This window comes from Sporosarcina sp. P19 (assembly GCF_002743165.1).
In the GTDB taxonomy this organism is placed as follows: domain Bacteria; phylum Bacillota; class Bacilli; order Bacillales_A; family Planococcaceae; genus Sporosarcina; species Sporosarcina ureae.
The window spans coordinates 15,896-30,367 of the sequence record NZ_PDYR01000022.1 but is presented as its reverse complement, the minus strand read 5'-3'; the positions used below and the strand labels follow the sequence as shown (position 1 = coordinate 30,367).

18 protein-coding genes are annotated in these 14,472 nt (G+C 42.2%); 7 read left to right on the top strand and 11 right to left on the bottom strand.

The window, feature by feature from the left end; genetic code table 11:
- Window positions 1–438: 438 nt before the first annotated feature.
- Window positions 439–675: a YuzB family protein gene (locus CSV74_RS15870; protein WP_029054427.1), complete on the bottom strand. Its 237-nt coding sequence runs from the start codon at window positions 673–675 to the stop codon at window positions 439–441.
- A 138-nt stretch (window positions 676–813) separates the two neighbouring features.
- Between CSV74_RS15870 and CSV74_RS15865 the strand changes: the two genes are divergently transcribed.
- On the top strand, window positions 814–1,881 hold the full coding sequence (locus CSV74_RS15865) for an NAD(P)/FAD-dependent oxidoreductase (protein WP_099692391.1): 1,068 nt from the start codon (window positions 814–816) through the stop codon (window positions 1,879–1,881).
- Window positions 1,882–2,035: 154 nt separating this feature from the next.
- Here the strand turns inward: CSV74_RS15865 and CSV74_RS15860 are convergent, their stop codons facing one another.
- Window positions 2,036–2,362: a YuzD family protein gene (locus CSV74_RS15860; RefSeq protein ID WP_029054425.1), complete on the bottom strand. Its 327-nt coding sequence runs from the start codon at window positions 2,360–2,362 to the stop codon at window positions 2,036–2,038.
- Window positions 2,363–2,445: 83 nt separating this feature from the next.
- On the opposite strand from CSV74_RS15860, the gene CSV74_RS15855 reads away from it, so the two are divergent.
- On the top strand, window positions 2,446–2,685 hold the full coding sequence (locus tag CSV74_RS15855; protein ID WP_029054424.1) for a NifU family protein: 240 nt from the start codon (window positions 2,446–2,448) through the stop codon (window positions 2,683–2,685).
- 68 nt (window positions 2,686–2,753) lie between these two features.
- Here CSV74_RS15855 and CSV74_RS15850 read toward each other — a convergent pair whose 3' ends face one another.
- Complete coding sequence (locus CSV74_RS15850; RefSeq protein ID WP_099692390.1) at window positions 2,754–3,449, bottom strand: DUF2225 domain-containing protein; 696 nt, start codon at window positions 3,447–3,449, stop codon at window positions 2,754–2,756.
- Window positions 3,450–3,569: 120 nt separating this feature from the next.
- On the opposite strand from CSV74_RS15850, the gene CSV74_RS15845 reads away from it, so the two are divergent.
- The 3 genes from CSV74_RS15845 (at window position 3,570) to CSV74_RS15835 (ending at window position 5,933) form a co-directional block, all read left to right on the top strand.
- The gene (locus tag CSV74_RS15845; protein ID WP_029054422.1) at window positions 3,570–3,935 is read left to right on the top strand and encodes a HesB/IscA family protein; all 366 of its coding nucleotides are present in this window, start codon (window positions 3,570–3,572) and stop codon (window positions 3,933–3,935) included.
- Between the two features lie 236 nt (window positions 3,936–4,171).
- Window positions 4,172–5,386, top strand: a complete 1,215-nt coding sequence (locus CSV74_RS15840; RefSeq protein ID WP_029054421.1) for an NAD(P)/FAD-dependent oxidoreductase — start codon at window positions 4,172–4,174, stop codon at window positions 5,384–5,386.
- A 220-nt stretch (window positions 5,387–5,606) separates the two neighbouring features.
- Window positions 5,607–5,933: a YuiB family protein gene (locus CSV74_RS15835; protein ID WP_029054420.1), complete on the top strand. Its 327-nt coding sequence runs from the start codon at window positions 5,607–5,609 to the stop codon at window positions 5,931–5,933.
- A gap of 135 nt (window positions 5,934–6,068) precedes the next feature.
- Here the strand turns inward: CSV74_RS15835 and CSV74_RS15830 are convergent, their stop codons facing one another.
- Window positions 6,069–6,545 carry a divergent PAP2 family protein gene (locus tag CSV74_RS15830; protein WP_029054419.1) on the bottom strand — a complete coding sequence of 159 codons (477 nt, stop codon included), beginning with the start codon at window positions 6,543–6,545 and terminating at the stop codon, window positions 6,069–6,071.
- A gap of 156 nt (window positions 6,546–6,701) precedes the next feature.
- Between CSV74_RS15830 and CSV74_RS15825 the strand changes: the two genes are divergently transcribed.
- Both CSV74_RS15825 and CSV74_RS15820 read left to right on the top strand, forming a co-directional pair.
- Window positions 6,702–8,216, top strand: a complete 1,515-nt coding sequence (locus CSV74_RS15825; RefSeq protein WP_099692389.1) for a leucyl aminopeptidase — start codon at window positions 6,702–6,704, stop codon at window positions 8,214–8,216.
- Window positions 8,217–8,286: 70 nt separating this feature from the next.
- On the top strand, window positions 8,287–8,538 hold the full coding sequence (locus CSV74_RS15820) for a hypothetical protein (RefSeq protein WP_029054417.1): 252 nt from the start codon (window positions 8,287–8,289) through the stop codon (window positions 8,536–8,538).
- A gap of 18 nt (window positions 8,539–8,556) precedes the next feature.
- On the opposite strand, the gene mnhG is transcribed toward CSV74_RS15820, so the two are convergent.
- Genes mnhG through CSV74_RS15785 form a run of 7 tightly spaced genes read right to left on the bottom strand, consistent with a single transcriptional unit; the run spans window position 8,557 to window position 14,347 of the window.
- Window positions 8,557–8,940, bottom strand: a complete 384-nt coding sequence (gene mnhG / locus CSV74_RS15815) for a monovalent cation/H(+) antiporter subunit G (protein ID WP_037561991.1) — start codon at window positions 8,938–8,940, stop codon at window positions 8,557–8,559.
- Complete coding sequence (locus tag CSV74_RS15810; RefSeq protein ID WP_029054416.1) at window positions 8,924–9,205, bottom strand: Na(+)/H(+) antiporter subunit F1; 282 nt, start codon at window positions 9,203–9,205, stop codon at window positions 8,924–8,926. The genes mnhG and CSV74_RS15810 overlap by 17 nt, the downstream gene beginning before the upstream one ends.
- Entirely contained in the window at window positions 9,202–9,684 is a 483-nt protein-coding gene (locus CSV74_RS15805) for a Na+/H+ antiporter subunit E (protein WP_029054415.1), read from the bottom strand. The genes CSV74_RS15810 and CSV74_RS15805 overlap by 4 nt, the downstream gene beginning before the upstream one ends.
- Window positions 9,685–9,690: 6 nt before the next feature.
- Window positions 9,691–11,175, bottom strand: coding sequence for a Na+/H+ antiporter subunit D (locus tag CSV74_RS15800; protein ID WP_029054414.1), 1,485 nt, complete (start codon window positions 11,173–11,175; stop codon window positions 9,691–9,693).
- Window positions 11,168–11,509, bottom strand: a complete 342-nt coding sequence (locus CSV74_RS15795; RefSeq protein ID WP_029054413.1) for a Na(+)/H(+) antiporter subunit C — start codon at window positions 11,507–11,509, stop codon at window positions 11,168–11,170. Before CSV74_RS15795 ends, CSV74_RS15800 begins: the two co-directional genes overlap by 8 nt.
- Window positions 11,509–11,931: a Na(+)/H(+) antiporter subunit B gene (locus tag CSV74_RS15790; RefSeq protein WP_029054412.1), complete on the bottom strand. Its 423-nt coding sequence runs from the start codon at window positions 11,929–11,931 to the stop codon at window positions 11,509–11,511. The genes CSV74_RS15795 and CSV74_RS15790 overlap by 1 nt, the downstream gene beginning before the upstream one ends.
- A complete protein-coding gene (locus tag CSV74_RS15785; protein WP_199170373.1) occupies window positions 11,918–14,347 on the bottom strand; it encodes a Na+/H+ antiporter subunit A in 2,430 nt (809 codons plus the stop codon). Before CSV74_RS15785 ends, CSV74_RS15790 begins: the two co-directional genes overlap by 14 nt.
- Window positions 14,348–14,472 lie beyond the last annotated feature (125 nt).

Genomic DNA, 14,472 nt, shown 5'->3' with positions numbered 1-14,472 from the left:
ATTTGCGCTTCGGAGGGGACGCGTTCCTGAGGGCTCGCGGTGAGCCAACTAGGTCGCTGCGCTCCCTTTAGTTGTCTCACCTGTCGAGCTGATCCTCTAGGAGTCGCCCCTCCTACGCGCCAATCCCTTACAATTTGAGTTGGTGATACTTTTCGTTGTGTATTGAATGTGGGCTTGTAATCAGTTTTTTACAGGGATTTGAATTTGAAATAACCAGATTCAAAGATAACAATAATTAACACACTAATAACAGTAGGTGATATGAATACCACCACTCTCAACGTAGGATTGAAGCGTCCCCAGCTGGAGCCTCAATCTCTTCATCCACTAGTTACCTCTCTTCTGCTAATATACACACAGATCTCACCTTAATCCCATTTAAAAAAGGATGCCCTAAAAGCGTAATAGCTTCTAAGACATCCCATAGGTTTATTTTTATTAGAAAAGGGGATTATCTTCAATGAACTGATAAATTTCCTTTGTCAATTCATCTGCAGTATCCGCTTCTACAAGTTCACCGTTCACAATTGCGTACAACGTATCACTACATTTCGTACAATAGCTCAAGCAGCCGTATTCTAGTACGTCGATGTTTGGATCACGCTCCAACGTTTCGAAAACGGGGTAGGATCCATTTGCCAAATTACTCATACAAAACTCCACGATGGGATTCATCTTTCTCACCTCGCCTACTAGAAATGGTACTCTTTTTTTACAGAAGCGTCAATGAACATGACATATTGTGAAAGTTATCACAAACTGCTATAATAACAAATGAGATGCAGGAGAAAATAGACATAGAAGGAGAACGTTATGAGAAAATTACTATTACTAGGTGCCGGCTATGGTAACATGAGAATTTTATTGCGTTTGCTAAATAAAGAATTACCAAGCGATATTGAAATTACACTTGTCGATAGAACTTTATTTCATAGTTTAAAAACAGAGTTTTATGCGCTTGCAGCCGGAACAGTTTCTGACTCGGAAGTACGCGTAGCAATCCCTGTTCATGATCAATTAAAAGTGGTTGAAGGCGAGATTCAAGAAATTAAGCTTGACGAAAAAGAAGTGTTGTTGGCAGATGGTCAAGCACTTCCATATGACGAATTAGTCATCGGACTAGGTAGTGAAGATAACTACCACAACGTACCTGGAGCTGCTGAACATACGCTAAGTATCCAAACAATCGGCAAATCCCGCAGGACGTATCAGACGTTACTAGGATTAGGCGATGGCGCAACCGTAGGAATTGTTGGTGCGGGACTTAGCGGTATCGAATTAGCAAGTGAGTTACGTGAGAGTCGTCCAGACTTGAAAATTAAATTATTCGATCGTAGCCCGCGTATTTTGCGTGACTTCCCTGAACGATTGAGTAACTTCGTAAAAGATTGGTTTGTTCAGAATGAAGTAGAAGTCGTTGCGAATTCCAACATAACTAAAGTAGGCGAACATATTCTGTATAACCATGAAGATACAATTGATGTAGATGCAGTAGTTTGGACAGCTGGTATTAAGCCAGGCAAGGTCGTGGACGATTTAGTCATTCAGAAAGACCGTTCAGGCCGTATCGTACTCAATCAATATCATCAAGTCCCAAGTTACCGAAACGTTTACGTGGTCGGGGACATTGCTGCGCTTACACACGCACCAAGCGCTCAATTGGCAGAAGTACAAGGAGAACAAATCGTTCAAGTATTGCGCTCTACTTGGAAAGGTGAACCGCTAATGCTCGAAATGCCGGAGCTGAAACTAAAAGGCTTCATGGGTTCATTAGGAAAAAAACAAGGATTTGCGTACTTGGCGGATCGTACCGTTACAGGAAGAATCGCCCGTTTAATGAAATCTGGCTTGCTGTGGATGTACAAGTGGCATAACGGTTAAATATAAATATCTATAGGTCACTTCCATGAAGTGGCTTTTTCTTTAGCGATTAATTTTGCTTTTCCTTAATTGAATACAAAATAGCGGTCAGTTCAACGTAGAACGACCGCTTGAATGAATGTATTGTTCTCAATTAATCCAGTAAATTATCAATTTATCCTGCTTGATAACCATGTGTTTCTAATGCGTTAAAAACAGGTTTCAGTTGAATATGACCTTCACCGATCATTTCGTTATTAATCATGACGAGAGGATAAAAATACTCGTCTTCACGAATTTTCTCGACGATTTCCTGCTGCCGTGATTCTGTTACTTCTTGATCGATATCAATATACGTAATAGTAAATGGTTGTTCAGGGTACTTTCTTGATATTGCCGCTTGGAGCCATTCATACGTATCTTTAGAAGAAGGTGCATTTACACAACTGGCACAAATGACTTCTGCGCCATATACTTCAATTGTTACTGGTGTTTGCGACATATTAATCAAACCTCCGATTCATTATTGGATTTTTTCTGCTTGGCAGTTTATAATAAGTATAAGGAAAGGAGAGTGTGATTACAATGACAACAGATACTAAATTATACGAACCGGTAAAAGAAGTGCTAGATAAATTGCGCCCATTCCTCTTGCGAGACGGAGGGGACTGTGAACTAGTGGATATTGACGAAGGAATTGTGAAGCTGCGCCTTTTAGGAGCATGCGGAACTTGCCCTAGTTCGACAATTACATTAAAAGCTGGTATTGAACGCGCATTACTTGAAGAAGTACCAGGCGTAGTAGAAGTCGAACAGGTTTTTTAATTTCAATAAATAAAAGCCGTGCAAATGAAGTAGGATCTTCTTTGCACGGTTTTCATTTTTTAGCTAGTTTAATGAACGGTTTCTTCATCACGAATCTCTTGCCATCGATCTTTGGCCATTTGGATGACTGTAGGCTCGGTCGATCTTTTTTGCGTTTCAATTACACGTGAGAAGTTTCGGATGGCTTCTGCACGATCATGAATGCGCCAAGATAATTCTGCAATGATATATTGCACACGCGTTTCAGACATTTGTGTTCCGATATAATCACCTTCAGAAAATGCTTTGATGTACAGATCACGAGAAATTTCCAGGTAACGCATTTCTTTTGGTCGGTTTTCATCATGACGATAAATCCAAGCTATACGCAACATCATCCCTGCCATCGTTAAATGCTTTTCTTTTTTAAAGTTGGCACTTAAATAAGCTAATTTATAGGCTTCAACTGCTTGCTCTTTCGTCCGTTCGCTTCCAAATGAGCGACTACGCCATTTGGCAGTGATGTTTTTAGAGATCATCTCTTTTGTGCCAGGCGCGAAGTACGGAGCGAAGTCATCAGTGAATGCAAAACCGCAAGACGGGCAAACAGCTACATTATAAAAAATAGGATTAATTTCCTCATCTATATAAATAGGTCTAAAATCGCTATCATGATCAACTACTCTTACTTGGCGAGAACGAATTTTAGTAGTAGGGAAATGCTCTTTACACAGTAAGCATTGCATCTTCTTCTCGTAAAACGGGCTGATTTCCACTAGTATCATTCCTTTCTGTCCTAAGTCTTATTATACATTAAAATAGACCTAGTAGGGGGACTATTTGGTTGCATTGTGATGAAAAAGATTGATATGATAAAAAGAAAACGTGGAAAGTGAGTGGTATTGATGACGAACACAGTAGAGATTACGGAAGCAGCAGCATTTCACGTGAAGAAAATGATGACTCATAACGAAGAAGAAGGATCTTTCTTGCGCGTTTCCGTCAATGGCGGAGGTTGCAGCGGATTAACATACGGTCTTGGTTTTGCCCAAGAAAAAGAAGACGATGACATTTCTTATATAGCACATGGAATTCCTGTAGTAGTAAAAGAAGAGGACGCAGCTATTCTCGTAGGTACAAAAGTAGATTATAAAGAATCTTTAATGGGTGGCGGATTCACCATCGATAACCCAAATGCGATTGCAAATTGTGGTTGCGGTACTTCGTTTAGAACAGCTAAGAAAGCTGGCGCTCCTGCTGATTGCGAATAAGTCTAGCCATCTTAGTCGAGCAAGGTTTGATAAAATTACAGAAATGACAAATCACTAGTCTAAATTGATTATTTGCAAAATAATAATTCTGTTGAAATACGTGCTCAAAAGGTCTACTATTAGTAATGAAAGTATGATTCTATTAATATCAAACTAAATGCCGGCACTGCAAAACCAAGTAAGATTGATTTTACACGTTCTCGGCGTTTAAGAAACTAAAAGGTGGTTCGATTAACGTGAAAAGACCAACAATCTTAGTATTGGGTGCAGGTTACGGTGGCTTGATGACTGTTGTAAATTTGCAAAAGTCATTAGGTGCAGATGAAGCAGATATCGTTCTGATCAACAAAAATGACTATCACTATGAATCTACATGGTTGCACGAAGCGGCAGCTGGAACATTATCTCCAGAACAAGTTCGCTATGATATTTCTAGTGTAATCAATAGCAATAAAGTAAAGTTCATCGAAGCAGAAGTTACTGGCATCGATGTTGCAACGAAAAGCATAAAGACAAACCTCGGTTCTCACACATATGATTACCTAGTAATCGGCCTTGGTTTTGAAGGGGAAACTTTCGGAATTCCAGGTTTGGACAAATACGCATTGTCTATTGCCAATGTGAATGCAGCTCGTCACATCCGTGATCACATGGAATATCAATTCGCTACATGGTCTACCGAAGAAGTAAAAGACGATAGCCGTTTGACTATCATCGTAGGTGGAGCAGGTTTCACAGGAATCGAGTATCTTGGTGAACTAGGAAACCGTGTACCTGAATTATGTAAGGAATACGATGTGCCAGCCAAAAAGGTTCGCATTCTATGTGTAGAAGCAGCTCCAATGGTATTGCCTGGTTTCGATCCGGAACTTGTGGAATATGCAGTGCGTCAATTGGGCGCGAAAGGTGTAGAATTCTCTATCGGTACACCGGTTGTAGAAGCAACTCCTGAAGGCGTTAAGATTAAAAAAGGCGAAGATGAGTTTGAATTCATCAAAGCGGGTACGGTTGTATGGGCTGCTGGTGTTCGTGGTAACCATCTGATCGAAGAATCCGGTATAGAAAATATGCGTGCTCGTGTAAAAGTTGAAAAAGACATGCGTGCGCCAGGATTCGATGATGTATTTATAGTAGGTGACTGCGCGTTGATGATCAATGAAGCAATCAACCGTCCATACCCACCAACTGCACAAATCGCTATGCAACAAGGTGAGATGATTGCTAACAATATCATCGCATTGATGAAAGGAAACCCAACAAAAGAATTCGTACCGGATTTAAAAGGTAGCGTGTGTTCTTTAGGTGATTCCGATGCGATTGGTGTAGTATTTGATAAAAAAGTGACAGGTACAAAAGCATCATTCATGAAGAAAATGATCGACAACCGTGCTCTATTTATGATCGGTGGTCTTGGATTAACGATTAAAAAAGGTAAATTCAACGTGTTATAATGGATATAGAAAAGCACTCGCAGAGGCGAGTGCTTTTTTGTGTGCAACAAAATAGGTAACAAGTCAACCGTGGAAGTAGTCGAAGTAGAGAAATTCGTCTGTCAAATTTTAAGAATTCATGACATCTGAAAAGAACGTTCCGTGTACTCTGTCTCATTCTATTGAAAGCCGTCTCATCATCCTGTAAAATGTTGAGGTGATGAACTGGAGGTTAGCAAGCATGCAAACTATATCCATAGCACAGGTGATGCTATCGATCTTGATATTTATCGTTATGTTTTTCGGTATCGGCTTTTTATTGAATATGCTGTTACGTATGACGTGGCTTATGGCTATTATTTATCCGATTATCGTGATTTTTATTATTGATGATGTGCCGATGTATGAATACATTACGAAGCCTGGTTTTGCTTTTAGTGAGCTGGGGGCGAATCTTATGTCGCTGCATGCAGTAGATATCGTAATATTGGCGAGTGGTTTGGTCGGAGCGATTATTGCAGGTTTTGTGATGAAGGTGTTACGTAAGATGGGGTATCAGATGTTTTGATGCTTTTTGCTATGTGTTGATATGAAAAAACGGAGCTGGACAGGAAGTCGTGAATTACGACATCTTGTGACAGTTCCGTTTTTTGCGTTGTTTTAGAGATGAAAAGATTAGAGAGGAAGAGGGCGTCACTCATTGTTACAATATAACCGTATACGTAAGGATCGAGATGAGGATACCTGTTAGGGCTCCGAAGAATACCTCGTTTGGTTTGTGGCCGAGTAAGGTTTTGAGTTCTTGGATTTTTGCATCGTTGTCTTTTTTGGGCCAATCTTTCAAATCGCTGACGAATATTTGGAAGTCGGAGCGCATTTGGTTGATGATTAAGGCTTGTTGTCCAGCTTGGTAGCGGATGCCCGTTGCGTCGAACATGACAATAACCGCGAATATAGCGGAAATGGCGAATAGTGGTGAGTCCAGGCCAGCTTCGAATGCGATGGCAGTTGTAAGTGCAGTGACTGCTGCCGAGTGAGAACTGGGCATGCCGCCTGTGGAAGTCATGAGTCCGAAATCGAGTTTACGTGTTAATAAAAAGTGAATAGGAATTTTTACAAATTGGGCAAATAAGATGGCAAATAGCGCTGCGAGGAGCGGTATGTTTTCAAAAATAGCCAAGAGATTCCACTCCTTTACTGTCTGTAGTTTAACAATCAGTATAACATAATCTGGATCTACTCGTTATTAAACGAATAATTATTTGTAGTTGGAAGTGCTAATCTGACTAGTCTATACTAGTATGGGGAAGGCGTAAAGAAAAGGGGAGGAACACACATGATAAACGTAGAAACAGCATCCGCAATTGATCAAAAAGAAGTTGAGGTACTGATTGTAGGAATACCAGATCATCCAGAGAATGTAGAAGGCTTCGATGCGTTCGTTGAATCTTTCCATCCCTCATTGCCAGACTGGATCAAGTCACATGACATTCAACAGAAGTTCAAGGCGATTACTAAAATGCCTGCGTTATCGGAGAAAAGTTACGACCGCGTATACTTTGTAGGCGTTGGCAATCAAAAACAGCTGACAGAGCAGCCGTTGCGTGAATTATTCGCTGAGGTAGGTAAACAACTACACAAAGACCGTGTGCGCACTGTAAGCGTCTGGACAGCCCCATTCTGCAATGATGAGATTGATAGTGAGGATGTTGCGTTCCTGGCCTCTGAGGGTATCGGAATGGGCTCCTACACGTATGAGGGATTCAAGACCTCTTCCAATGAAGTGGATGTTTCACTAACTACTGTGACATTCATTACGACGGAAGATGAAGAACGTGTCACTGCTGCAGGAGAAGTAGGCATGATTTCCGCGCATGCAGTGAACGAAGCTCGGACGCTAGTCAATGTACCCCCCAATCTATTAACACCAACTAAGATGGCGGAATATGCACGAGAATTAGCGGAAAGCTATGACTTGGAAATCGATATTCTCGGTAAAGCGGAAATGGAAGAGCTCGGTATGGGCGCGATTCTTGCGGTCAATCAAGGTTCAGTAGAAGAACCGAAACTCATTGTGCTGAAGTACCAAGCAACAGAACAGTGGGAAGATGTCATCGGCTTAGTCGGTAAAGGAATTACGTATGACACTGGTGGCTATTCGTTGAAGCCTAAAGACGGCATGGTCGGCATGAAAGGTGATATGGGGGGCGCGGCAGCAGTACTCGGCGCTATGGCAATCATAGGGGAGTCACGGCCGAAGAAAAACGTGATTGCGGTCATTGCTTCTTCTGATAACATGATTTCTGGTGAAGCATTCAAGCCGGACGATGTCATCACGTCTTTAAGTGGTAAAACAATTGAAGTATTGAATACAGACGCAGAAGGCCGTTTAGTACTGGCTGATGCGGTGACATATGCCAAGCAAGCGGGCGCAGAGTATTTGATTGATGTGGCCACACTAACAGGTGGTGTCATTGTGGCACTCGGTCATGATAAAACGGGTACACTGACGAACAATGATGCATTCTATAAGAAGTTCCAGGAAGCCGCGGATGAAACAGGGGAATTCATTTGGCAACTGCCATTAACTGAAAGCGATCGGAAGCGGATTCGCAAAAGTGATGTCGCAGATGTAAACAACTCGCCAGGACGAGATGGTCATATGATCTTCGGAGGTGGCTTCGTTGGTGAATTTGTTGGAGATACACCGTGGATTCATTTAGACATTGCAGGTACGTCTGATGCAGCGAGTCCACATGCGCTCGGCCCGAAAGGCGCGACGGGTGTTATGGTCCGTACATTGGCAACCTTTGTAGAGCGTTTGGCTGCTGAAGCAGAACAACAAGAATAGTTCTATATAGGCGCTTTCCCCATACCTTCTTTCCAGCTAGACATAGGATACATGGAAAGGGGGAAGTTGGATGACAAGACATAGTCATAGAGGTGGATACGGTGGCGGTCGCGGTCATGGTCATTATGGTGGCGGTTATGGAAGTGGATTTGGTAGTTTCGGGGGTCCTTTCCTAGGTGGTTTAGTTGGCGGATTTTTAGGTAATGCTATTTTCCCAGGCTACGGTTACGGAGGTGGCTATGGTGGGGGATACTATCCACCTTACTACAACAGCTATCCGTATTATCCACAACCGTATTACCCTTACTATCCATATTATTGAAAAAACACGCCGTGATGACTATTTGTCATCCGGCGTGTTTTTATCTGATTCTATGCGTTGTTCTATTACTGCTTCTTCTAAATCATCCCCAACCGTTAAATCGGTAGGTTCTACACCCGACATATAAGCGGCACGTGTCATTAAGTGCCCACCAATAGGAGAAGTGATAAACAAAAAGACGATACCGAGCAACAGTGCCACGCTGAAATGGCCTTCATTCCACCAAAAGTGGAGGAATACACCAAGAAGTAAACTCATAACACCTAGCGTAGCGCTCTTCGATGCAGCGTGTGCGCGTGTATAGACATCGGGAAGCCGTAAAATTCCAATGACTGTGACGATCGTGAAAATGATCCCTACTGTAACGAGTAACACAATAATAATGTCAGCGATTAGGTCCACGTTCGATGATCTCTCCTCTCTCAATGAATTTTGAGAAGGACACTGTGCCGATAAACGACATAATAGCGATCAATAAAATCGCATCGATGAAGAACGGCGTATCGAACAAGATGGAAAGTAGCGCGATTGCTGATATGAGCATGACGCCAATCGCATCAAGAGCTACTAGCCGATCTGGCACGGAAGGACCTTTCCATACGCGATATAGTAATCCGAGCATAGACAAGATGACTAGCACGAGACAGACAGAATAAAATACGTTCATCCTCGGCTCACCTCCATAATGGCTTTCTCGAATGTGTTTTTAATAGAATCGATTGCTTCATCCACATCATCTACATCGATTGCGTGGATATACAGAGTACGTTGGTCGTCTGAAACATGAACGACGACCGTACCAGGTGTTAACGTAATTAAACTAGATAACAACGTGATTTCCCAATCTTTTTCGAGCTCTGTTGGCATAGCGAAGAACATCGGCTGCATAGTCGACAAATCCGGTTTAATAACTAATAGCAACACGGAAATATTCGACAAGATGAGTTCTTTTAGGAAAATCGCTGTTAATTTTACTGCAGACCAGATTCGCCAAATGTACAAGCGTCCACTGAAATAACGGCGTGTCATGATGATCATCAACAACCCGATAAGATATCCTATGATGAACGTAGAAGGTGTCAATGAACTATTCATGAACATCCAAACGACTGCAATGAAGAAATTTAATAGTATCTGAAAAGCCATTGACCTCTACTCCTTTAACACCGCATTTATATAGATGGATGGATCAGCCAATACATTCGCTGCATCCGTCATATAGGGCATAAGCCATTCTGCACCGACACCGTACGCTACCGTAATGAGTACTAGCATAATAGCTGGGAACATCATTTGACGATACGTACGTTGATCGCGAACAGGCAACTCGTTCTTCTGAGGCCCCCAAAATGCATAAATGAAAATCCGAATGACAGACAGTAACACAACTAAGCTAGAGGCCAAAATAATGATACTGCCGATCACATGATCAGCTTCAAATGCACCTTTTGTGATAAGTACTTTTCCGATAAATCCACTTAACGGAGGAATGCCGGCTAGACCGAACGCAGCGATTAAATACGTCCAACCAAGTGTTGCATGAGTTTTAATTAAGCCACCCATTTCCCGTAAGTTCGAAGTACCTGTTGCATAAATAATGATACCGATCAAGACAAACAGTGCACCTTTGATCAACATATCATGGAGTAAATAGTAAACCGCGCCTTCTAGTCCAGACGTGTTCATTTGAGCCACACCGAATAAGATGACACCTACTGCGATGATAATGTTGTAAATGATGATTTGCTTTAAATCGAAATACGCGAGAGCGCCGATACAGCCTGCAATGATAGTGAGTAACGCTAGGACCATGAGAAACTGGTGCGTAAACCCAATATCGTGTACGAAAAACAACGTATAGGTACGCGTGATTGCGTAGACGCCTACTTTAGTGAGTAGGGCACCGAACAGTGCAAGAATGGGTATCGGTGGTGCAGCATACGAATTTGGTAACCAGAAATATAAGGGGAAGATAGCCCCTTTAATTCCGAAGACGATCAAAAACAGAATCGCAATGACAGAAATAATTCCTGGTTGATTGATCTCGGCAATCTTCACCGAAATATCCGCCATATTCAAAGTACCGATGATAGAGTACAAATACGCTACCGCAATAACGAAGATAGCGGATGAAATGACGTTTACCAATATGTATTTAATGGATTCACGAAGTTGCCGTTTCTCGCCGCCGAGTACAATAAGCAAATAAGACGCGATCAGTAGCACCTCGAAAAATACGAACATATTGAAAATATCGCCTGTTGTGAAGGCACCATTGATTCCTGTAATCATGAACAGAATCGCAGGATAATAGAAAAATCTTTCTCTTTCTACACCAATGGATGAAAAGCTATAGATGACGACAAAAATTGTAATGATAATCGTCGTCGTGACGAGCAATGCGGAGAACATGTCCGACACCATCGTAATACCGAATGGTGCAGGCCAGCTTCCGAGCGTCACGGTTTGGATTCCTTCTGTCTTCACTGTCGCGATAAGCCAAAATGAAGCAACTAGACTGAGAGCCAATCCGATCAGTGTCAACACTCTCTGGACGACCACCTGCTCTTTGAAAAACATTAAGATCATCGCGAAAAAGAAAGGAATAATGATCGGAAATAAAAGAAGATTAATCATGTTCATCATTCCCTCTCAATTCATTCATATTATCTGTTCTGTGCACATCATACATACGATATGCCATGACTAGCATGACCGCCGTCACACCAAAACTGATGACGATCGCAGTTAAGATCAATGCTTGAGGCAGGGGATCTGCAAAATCAGTCACACCGTCGATTACAACGGGAGGCGCTGTGCCTCCGAGTCCACCCATTGTAAGAATAAGTAAGTGCGCACCATGACTGAGCAAACCAGTACCTAAAATCACTTTTAGTAAACTTCTGGATAAAATCAAATAGACGGCTGCAGTAAATAATATCCCGATGAGAATCGAAAGGATAAACTCCATCAGTCATCGCCTCCAATCGATTGAATAATCGTGATGGCGGAACCAACGACAACTAAGTACACTCCACTATCAAATAACATAGCTGTGTGAAGGGACGTGTGTCCGAACAGCGGCAAGTCAAAATCACTAAATGCGTGTGTGAAGAATGGCACATTGAAGAAAATCGAGCCCGCCGCTGTCCCTAACGCAAGCAATAATCCGATTGCGGTCATGATCGTAAAGTTAAACGGTAGAATTTGTTGGATCGTCCGTAGATCAAATGCCAACAACAACAGCACAATTGCACCTGTTGTCAACAAGCCACCGACGAATCCTCCACCTGGTGCATAATGACCCGCAAAAAAGATATGTATAGAGAATAGGAAGATGATGAAAAACACTACTTTAGCTGTGGTTTGTAAAATGACATCATTTGTTTTCATCAGTCGGCTCCTTTCTCGATACACGCAAGCGAATCATGCCTAGTACTGCAATCCCGGCAATAGCGAGAACTGCGATTTCGAAAAATGTATCAAATCCACGGTAATCCACGAGAATGACGTTGACGATATTTCCGCCAGCTGCCTCCGTCTCGACCGTATCTTTGTAGTATTGGGAAATCGAAGGAATCATTTTTTGTGAGTGACTGGATAGGGCGACCAATGTCACCATCACGCCTACACTCAATGAAACAATCAGATTGACAACTTTATTGCGTTTTGTTTCCCCGTGCGTACTGAGTGCCGGCAAATGCTTGAAAGCTAGCAAGAACAACGCAACGGATACTGTCTCGATTACCAATTGTGTCAGTGCTAAGTCAGGCGCTTTGAAGATGACGAAGAATAACGCGACGGAATACCCGACGCCGCCAAGCGCGATGATCGCAGCAAGACGTGACTTCGCAAATACAACAAATCCGACAGATAAAATTAACACAATCGCATTTAGTGATCCATATAATGTAATCGCTGTGAAACTGTTCATATCGAGAACGAATGCATCCTTGATAAACAAAATCGCGATGATCGTAACTGACATAAATGCGAACATATACAATAAGTATGTTCGAATTTTGCCTGTCATATAAAGACGAGAAACTCGATTCAATCCTTTTTCACTTCCACGCATCATCGCATCATAGCCATTATTCAACGATAGCTTATCAGGCTGGATACGATAAAGCGGTTGCCATTTCGGTATGGTTAGATAAAGTAATGTACCGAATACGACCACGCCGATCGTCAGCCATAAGCCAGCAGCTCCAAATCCATGCCATGCTTTGACATGAATATCGACAGCCGACGGACTTGCGTACAATGTCGGTTGAACCGCCATGACAGCCGGTTTAATAATCCACTTCCCAATGACGTTCGGAATGAAGAACACTAGAATGACGATTGTTGCCAATATCATAGGCGAAATTAGCATGCCAATCGGTGCTTCATGCGGCTGCTTCGGCAATTGATCAAACTTCTTCTGTCCAATAAATGTTTTCAAAACAAAATACATACTGTACGTAAACGTAAACACACTCGCAATCCAAGCGACGATCGGGAACAAGATGCCCCATGTATCGAAGTTGAATAATTTAAAGTGTTGAAGCGCTACCATAGATTCCAAAAACATTTCTTTACTCAAGAATCCGCTAAACGGTGGCAAGCCAGCCATAGATAATGAACCAATCGCTGCAACGGTAAAGCTAATCGGCATCAAGCTCATTAACCCGCCTAGCTTACGAATATCTCTGGTACCGGTTTCATGATCAATAATCCCTGCGATCATGAAGAGCCCGCCTTTAAATGCTGCGTGGTTAATCAAGTGGAATATCGCCGCATACGTCGCAAAGCTGAACATGGCTGCGGTCGCATGGTATGAAATAGCGCCAGCGCCAAGTAACGACATGATTAAACCAAGTTGACTGACTGTTGAAAATGCTAAAATCGCTTTCAAATCAGTTTGCTTTACTGCGAAAAATGACCCCCAAAACAGCGTCAACAACCCGATTCCAGTAACGAGCCAAATCCAAGTGGACGCTGAGCCGAAAATTGGCGTAAATCGCGCGACCAAATAAATGCCTGCCTTCACCATCGTGGCAGAGTGTAAATATGCACTGACTGGTGTGGGCGCTTCCATTGCATCTGGTAACCAAATATAGAATGGAAATTGTGCCGACTTCGTAAAGGCGCCTAGCAAGAGTAATACTAATGCCAAAGTGAAATACGGTTGATTCAGTAGATCAGGAGCTTGGGCAATTAATTCTCGAACGGAGAATGTTTCCCCCATGATACTGAGTAAAATGAATGCCCCGAGCATCATTAATCCACCAAACACTGTAATCATCATCGATTTCAATGCGCCAAAACGTGACTTGTCCTTCGTATACCAGAAACCAATTAATAAGAAGGACGAAATGGATGTTAACTCCCAGAACAAATAGAGTGTCATCGTGTTGTCAGATTGCACGACTCCGAGCATAGCGGTCATGAAGATTAGTAAGTAGACATAAAAGCTACCTAGATCTTCTTTCTCCCTATCCATGTAAAACACAGAGTACAAGACGACTAACGAACCGATTCCGGTGATCAATAGCGTAAATAATAAACTAAGACCATCTATGTAGGAAGTAAACGCAATTCCAAGTGAAGGAATCCATTTCATTTCAGAAATAGCATGACCACCATCCATGACTAGCGGTAAAAAGCTCAGGTAATAGCCAAATAACACTAGAGGGACTACTAATACAAACCAACCCGTATGTATTCCTTTAATCTTCTTATAAGCAAAAGGAACAAGTAGTGCGAAGATTACAGGTAAAAAAATCAATAACACGAATTCCAAGAAAATCCTCCTTTCAACCATGTTCTTCACAAATTCAATTCCCGAGGCATCAGCGTGGGCGTATTTGTTAGTATAGCGTAAAACATTTCAAATTGCATAGACGACAGTCGAACAATTATTGCTTTATTCGACTTCCTTCTTATATT

What these genes read in the sequence shown, in the direction of transcription:
- CSV74_RS15825 (WP_099692389.1), top strand. Translation starts at nt 6,702, where the DNA reads ATGATAAACGTAGAAACAGCATCCGCAATTGATCAAAAAGAAGTTGAG.
- CSV74_RS15870 (WP_029054427.1), bottom strand. Translation starts at nt 675, where the DNA reads ATGAATCCCATCGTGGAGTTTTGTATGAGTAATTTGGCAAATGGATCC.
- CSV74_RS15845 (WP_029054422.1), top strand. Translation starts at nt 3,570, where the DNA reads ATGACGAACACAGTAGAGATTACGGAAGCAGCAGCATTTCACGTGAAG.
- CSV74_RS15800 (WP_029054414.1), bottom strand. Translation starts at nt 11,175, where the DNA reads ATGATTAATCTTCTTTTATTTCCGATCATTATTCCTTTCTTTTTCGCG.
- CSV74_RS15850 (WP_099692390.1), bottom strand. Translation starts at nt 3,449, where the DNA reads ATGATACTAGTGGAAATCAGCCCGTTTTACGAGAAGAAGATGCAATGC.
- CSV74_RS15795 (WP_029054413.1), bottom strand. Translation starts at nt 11,509, where the DNA reads ATGGAGTTTATCCTTTCGATTCTCATCGGGATATTATTTACTGCAGCC.
- CSV74_RS15865 (WP_099692391.1), top strand. Translation starts at nt 814, where the DNA reads ATGAGAAAATTACTATTACTAGGTGCCGGCTATGGTAACATGAGAATT.
- CSV74_RS15835 (WP_029054420.1), top strand. Translation starts at nt 5,607, where the DNA reads ATGCAAACTATATCCATAGCACAGGTGATGCTATCGATCTTGATATTT.
- CSV74_RS15805 (WP_029054415.1), bottom strand. Translation starts at nt 9,684, where the DNA reads ATGGCTTTTCAGATACTATTAAATTTCTTCATTGCAGTCGTTTGGATG.
- CSV74_RS15810 (WP_029054416.1), bottom strand. Translation starts at nt 9,205, where the DNA reads ATGAACGTATTTTATTCTGTCTGTCTCGTGCTAGTCATCTTGTCTATG.
- CSV74_RS15860 (WP_029054425.1), bottom strand. Translation starts at nt 2,362, where the DNA reads ATGTCGCAAACACCAGTAACAATTGAAGTATATGGCGCAGAAGTCATT.
- CSV74_RS15785 (WP_199170373.1), bottom strand. Translation starts at nt 14,347, where the DNA reads ATGGTTGAAAGGAGGATTTTCTTGGAATTCGTGTTATTGATTTTTTTA.
- CSV74_RS15855 (WP_029054424.1), top strand. Translation starts at nt 2,446, where the DNA reads ATGACAACAGATACTAAATTATACGAACCGGTAAAAGAAGTGCTAGAT.
- CSV74_RS15820 (WP_029054417.1), top strand. Translation starts at nt 8,287, where the DNA reads ATGACAAGACATAGTCATAGAGGTGGATACGGTGGCGGTCGCGGTCAT.
- CSV74_RS15790 (WP_029054412.1), bottom strand. Translation starts at nt 11,931, where the DNA reads ATGAAAACAAATGATGTCATTTTACAAACCACAGCTAAAGTAGTGTTT.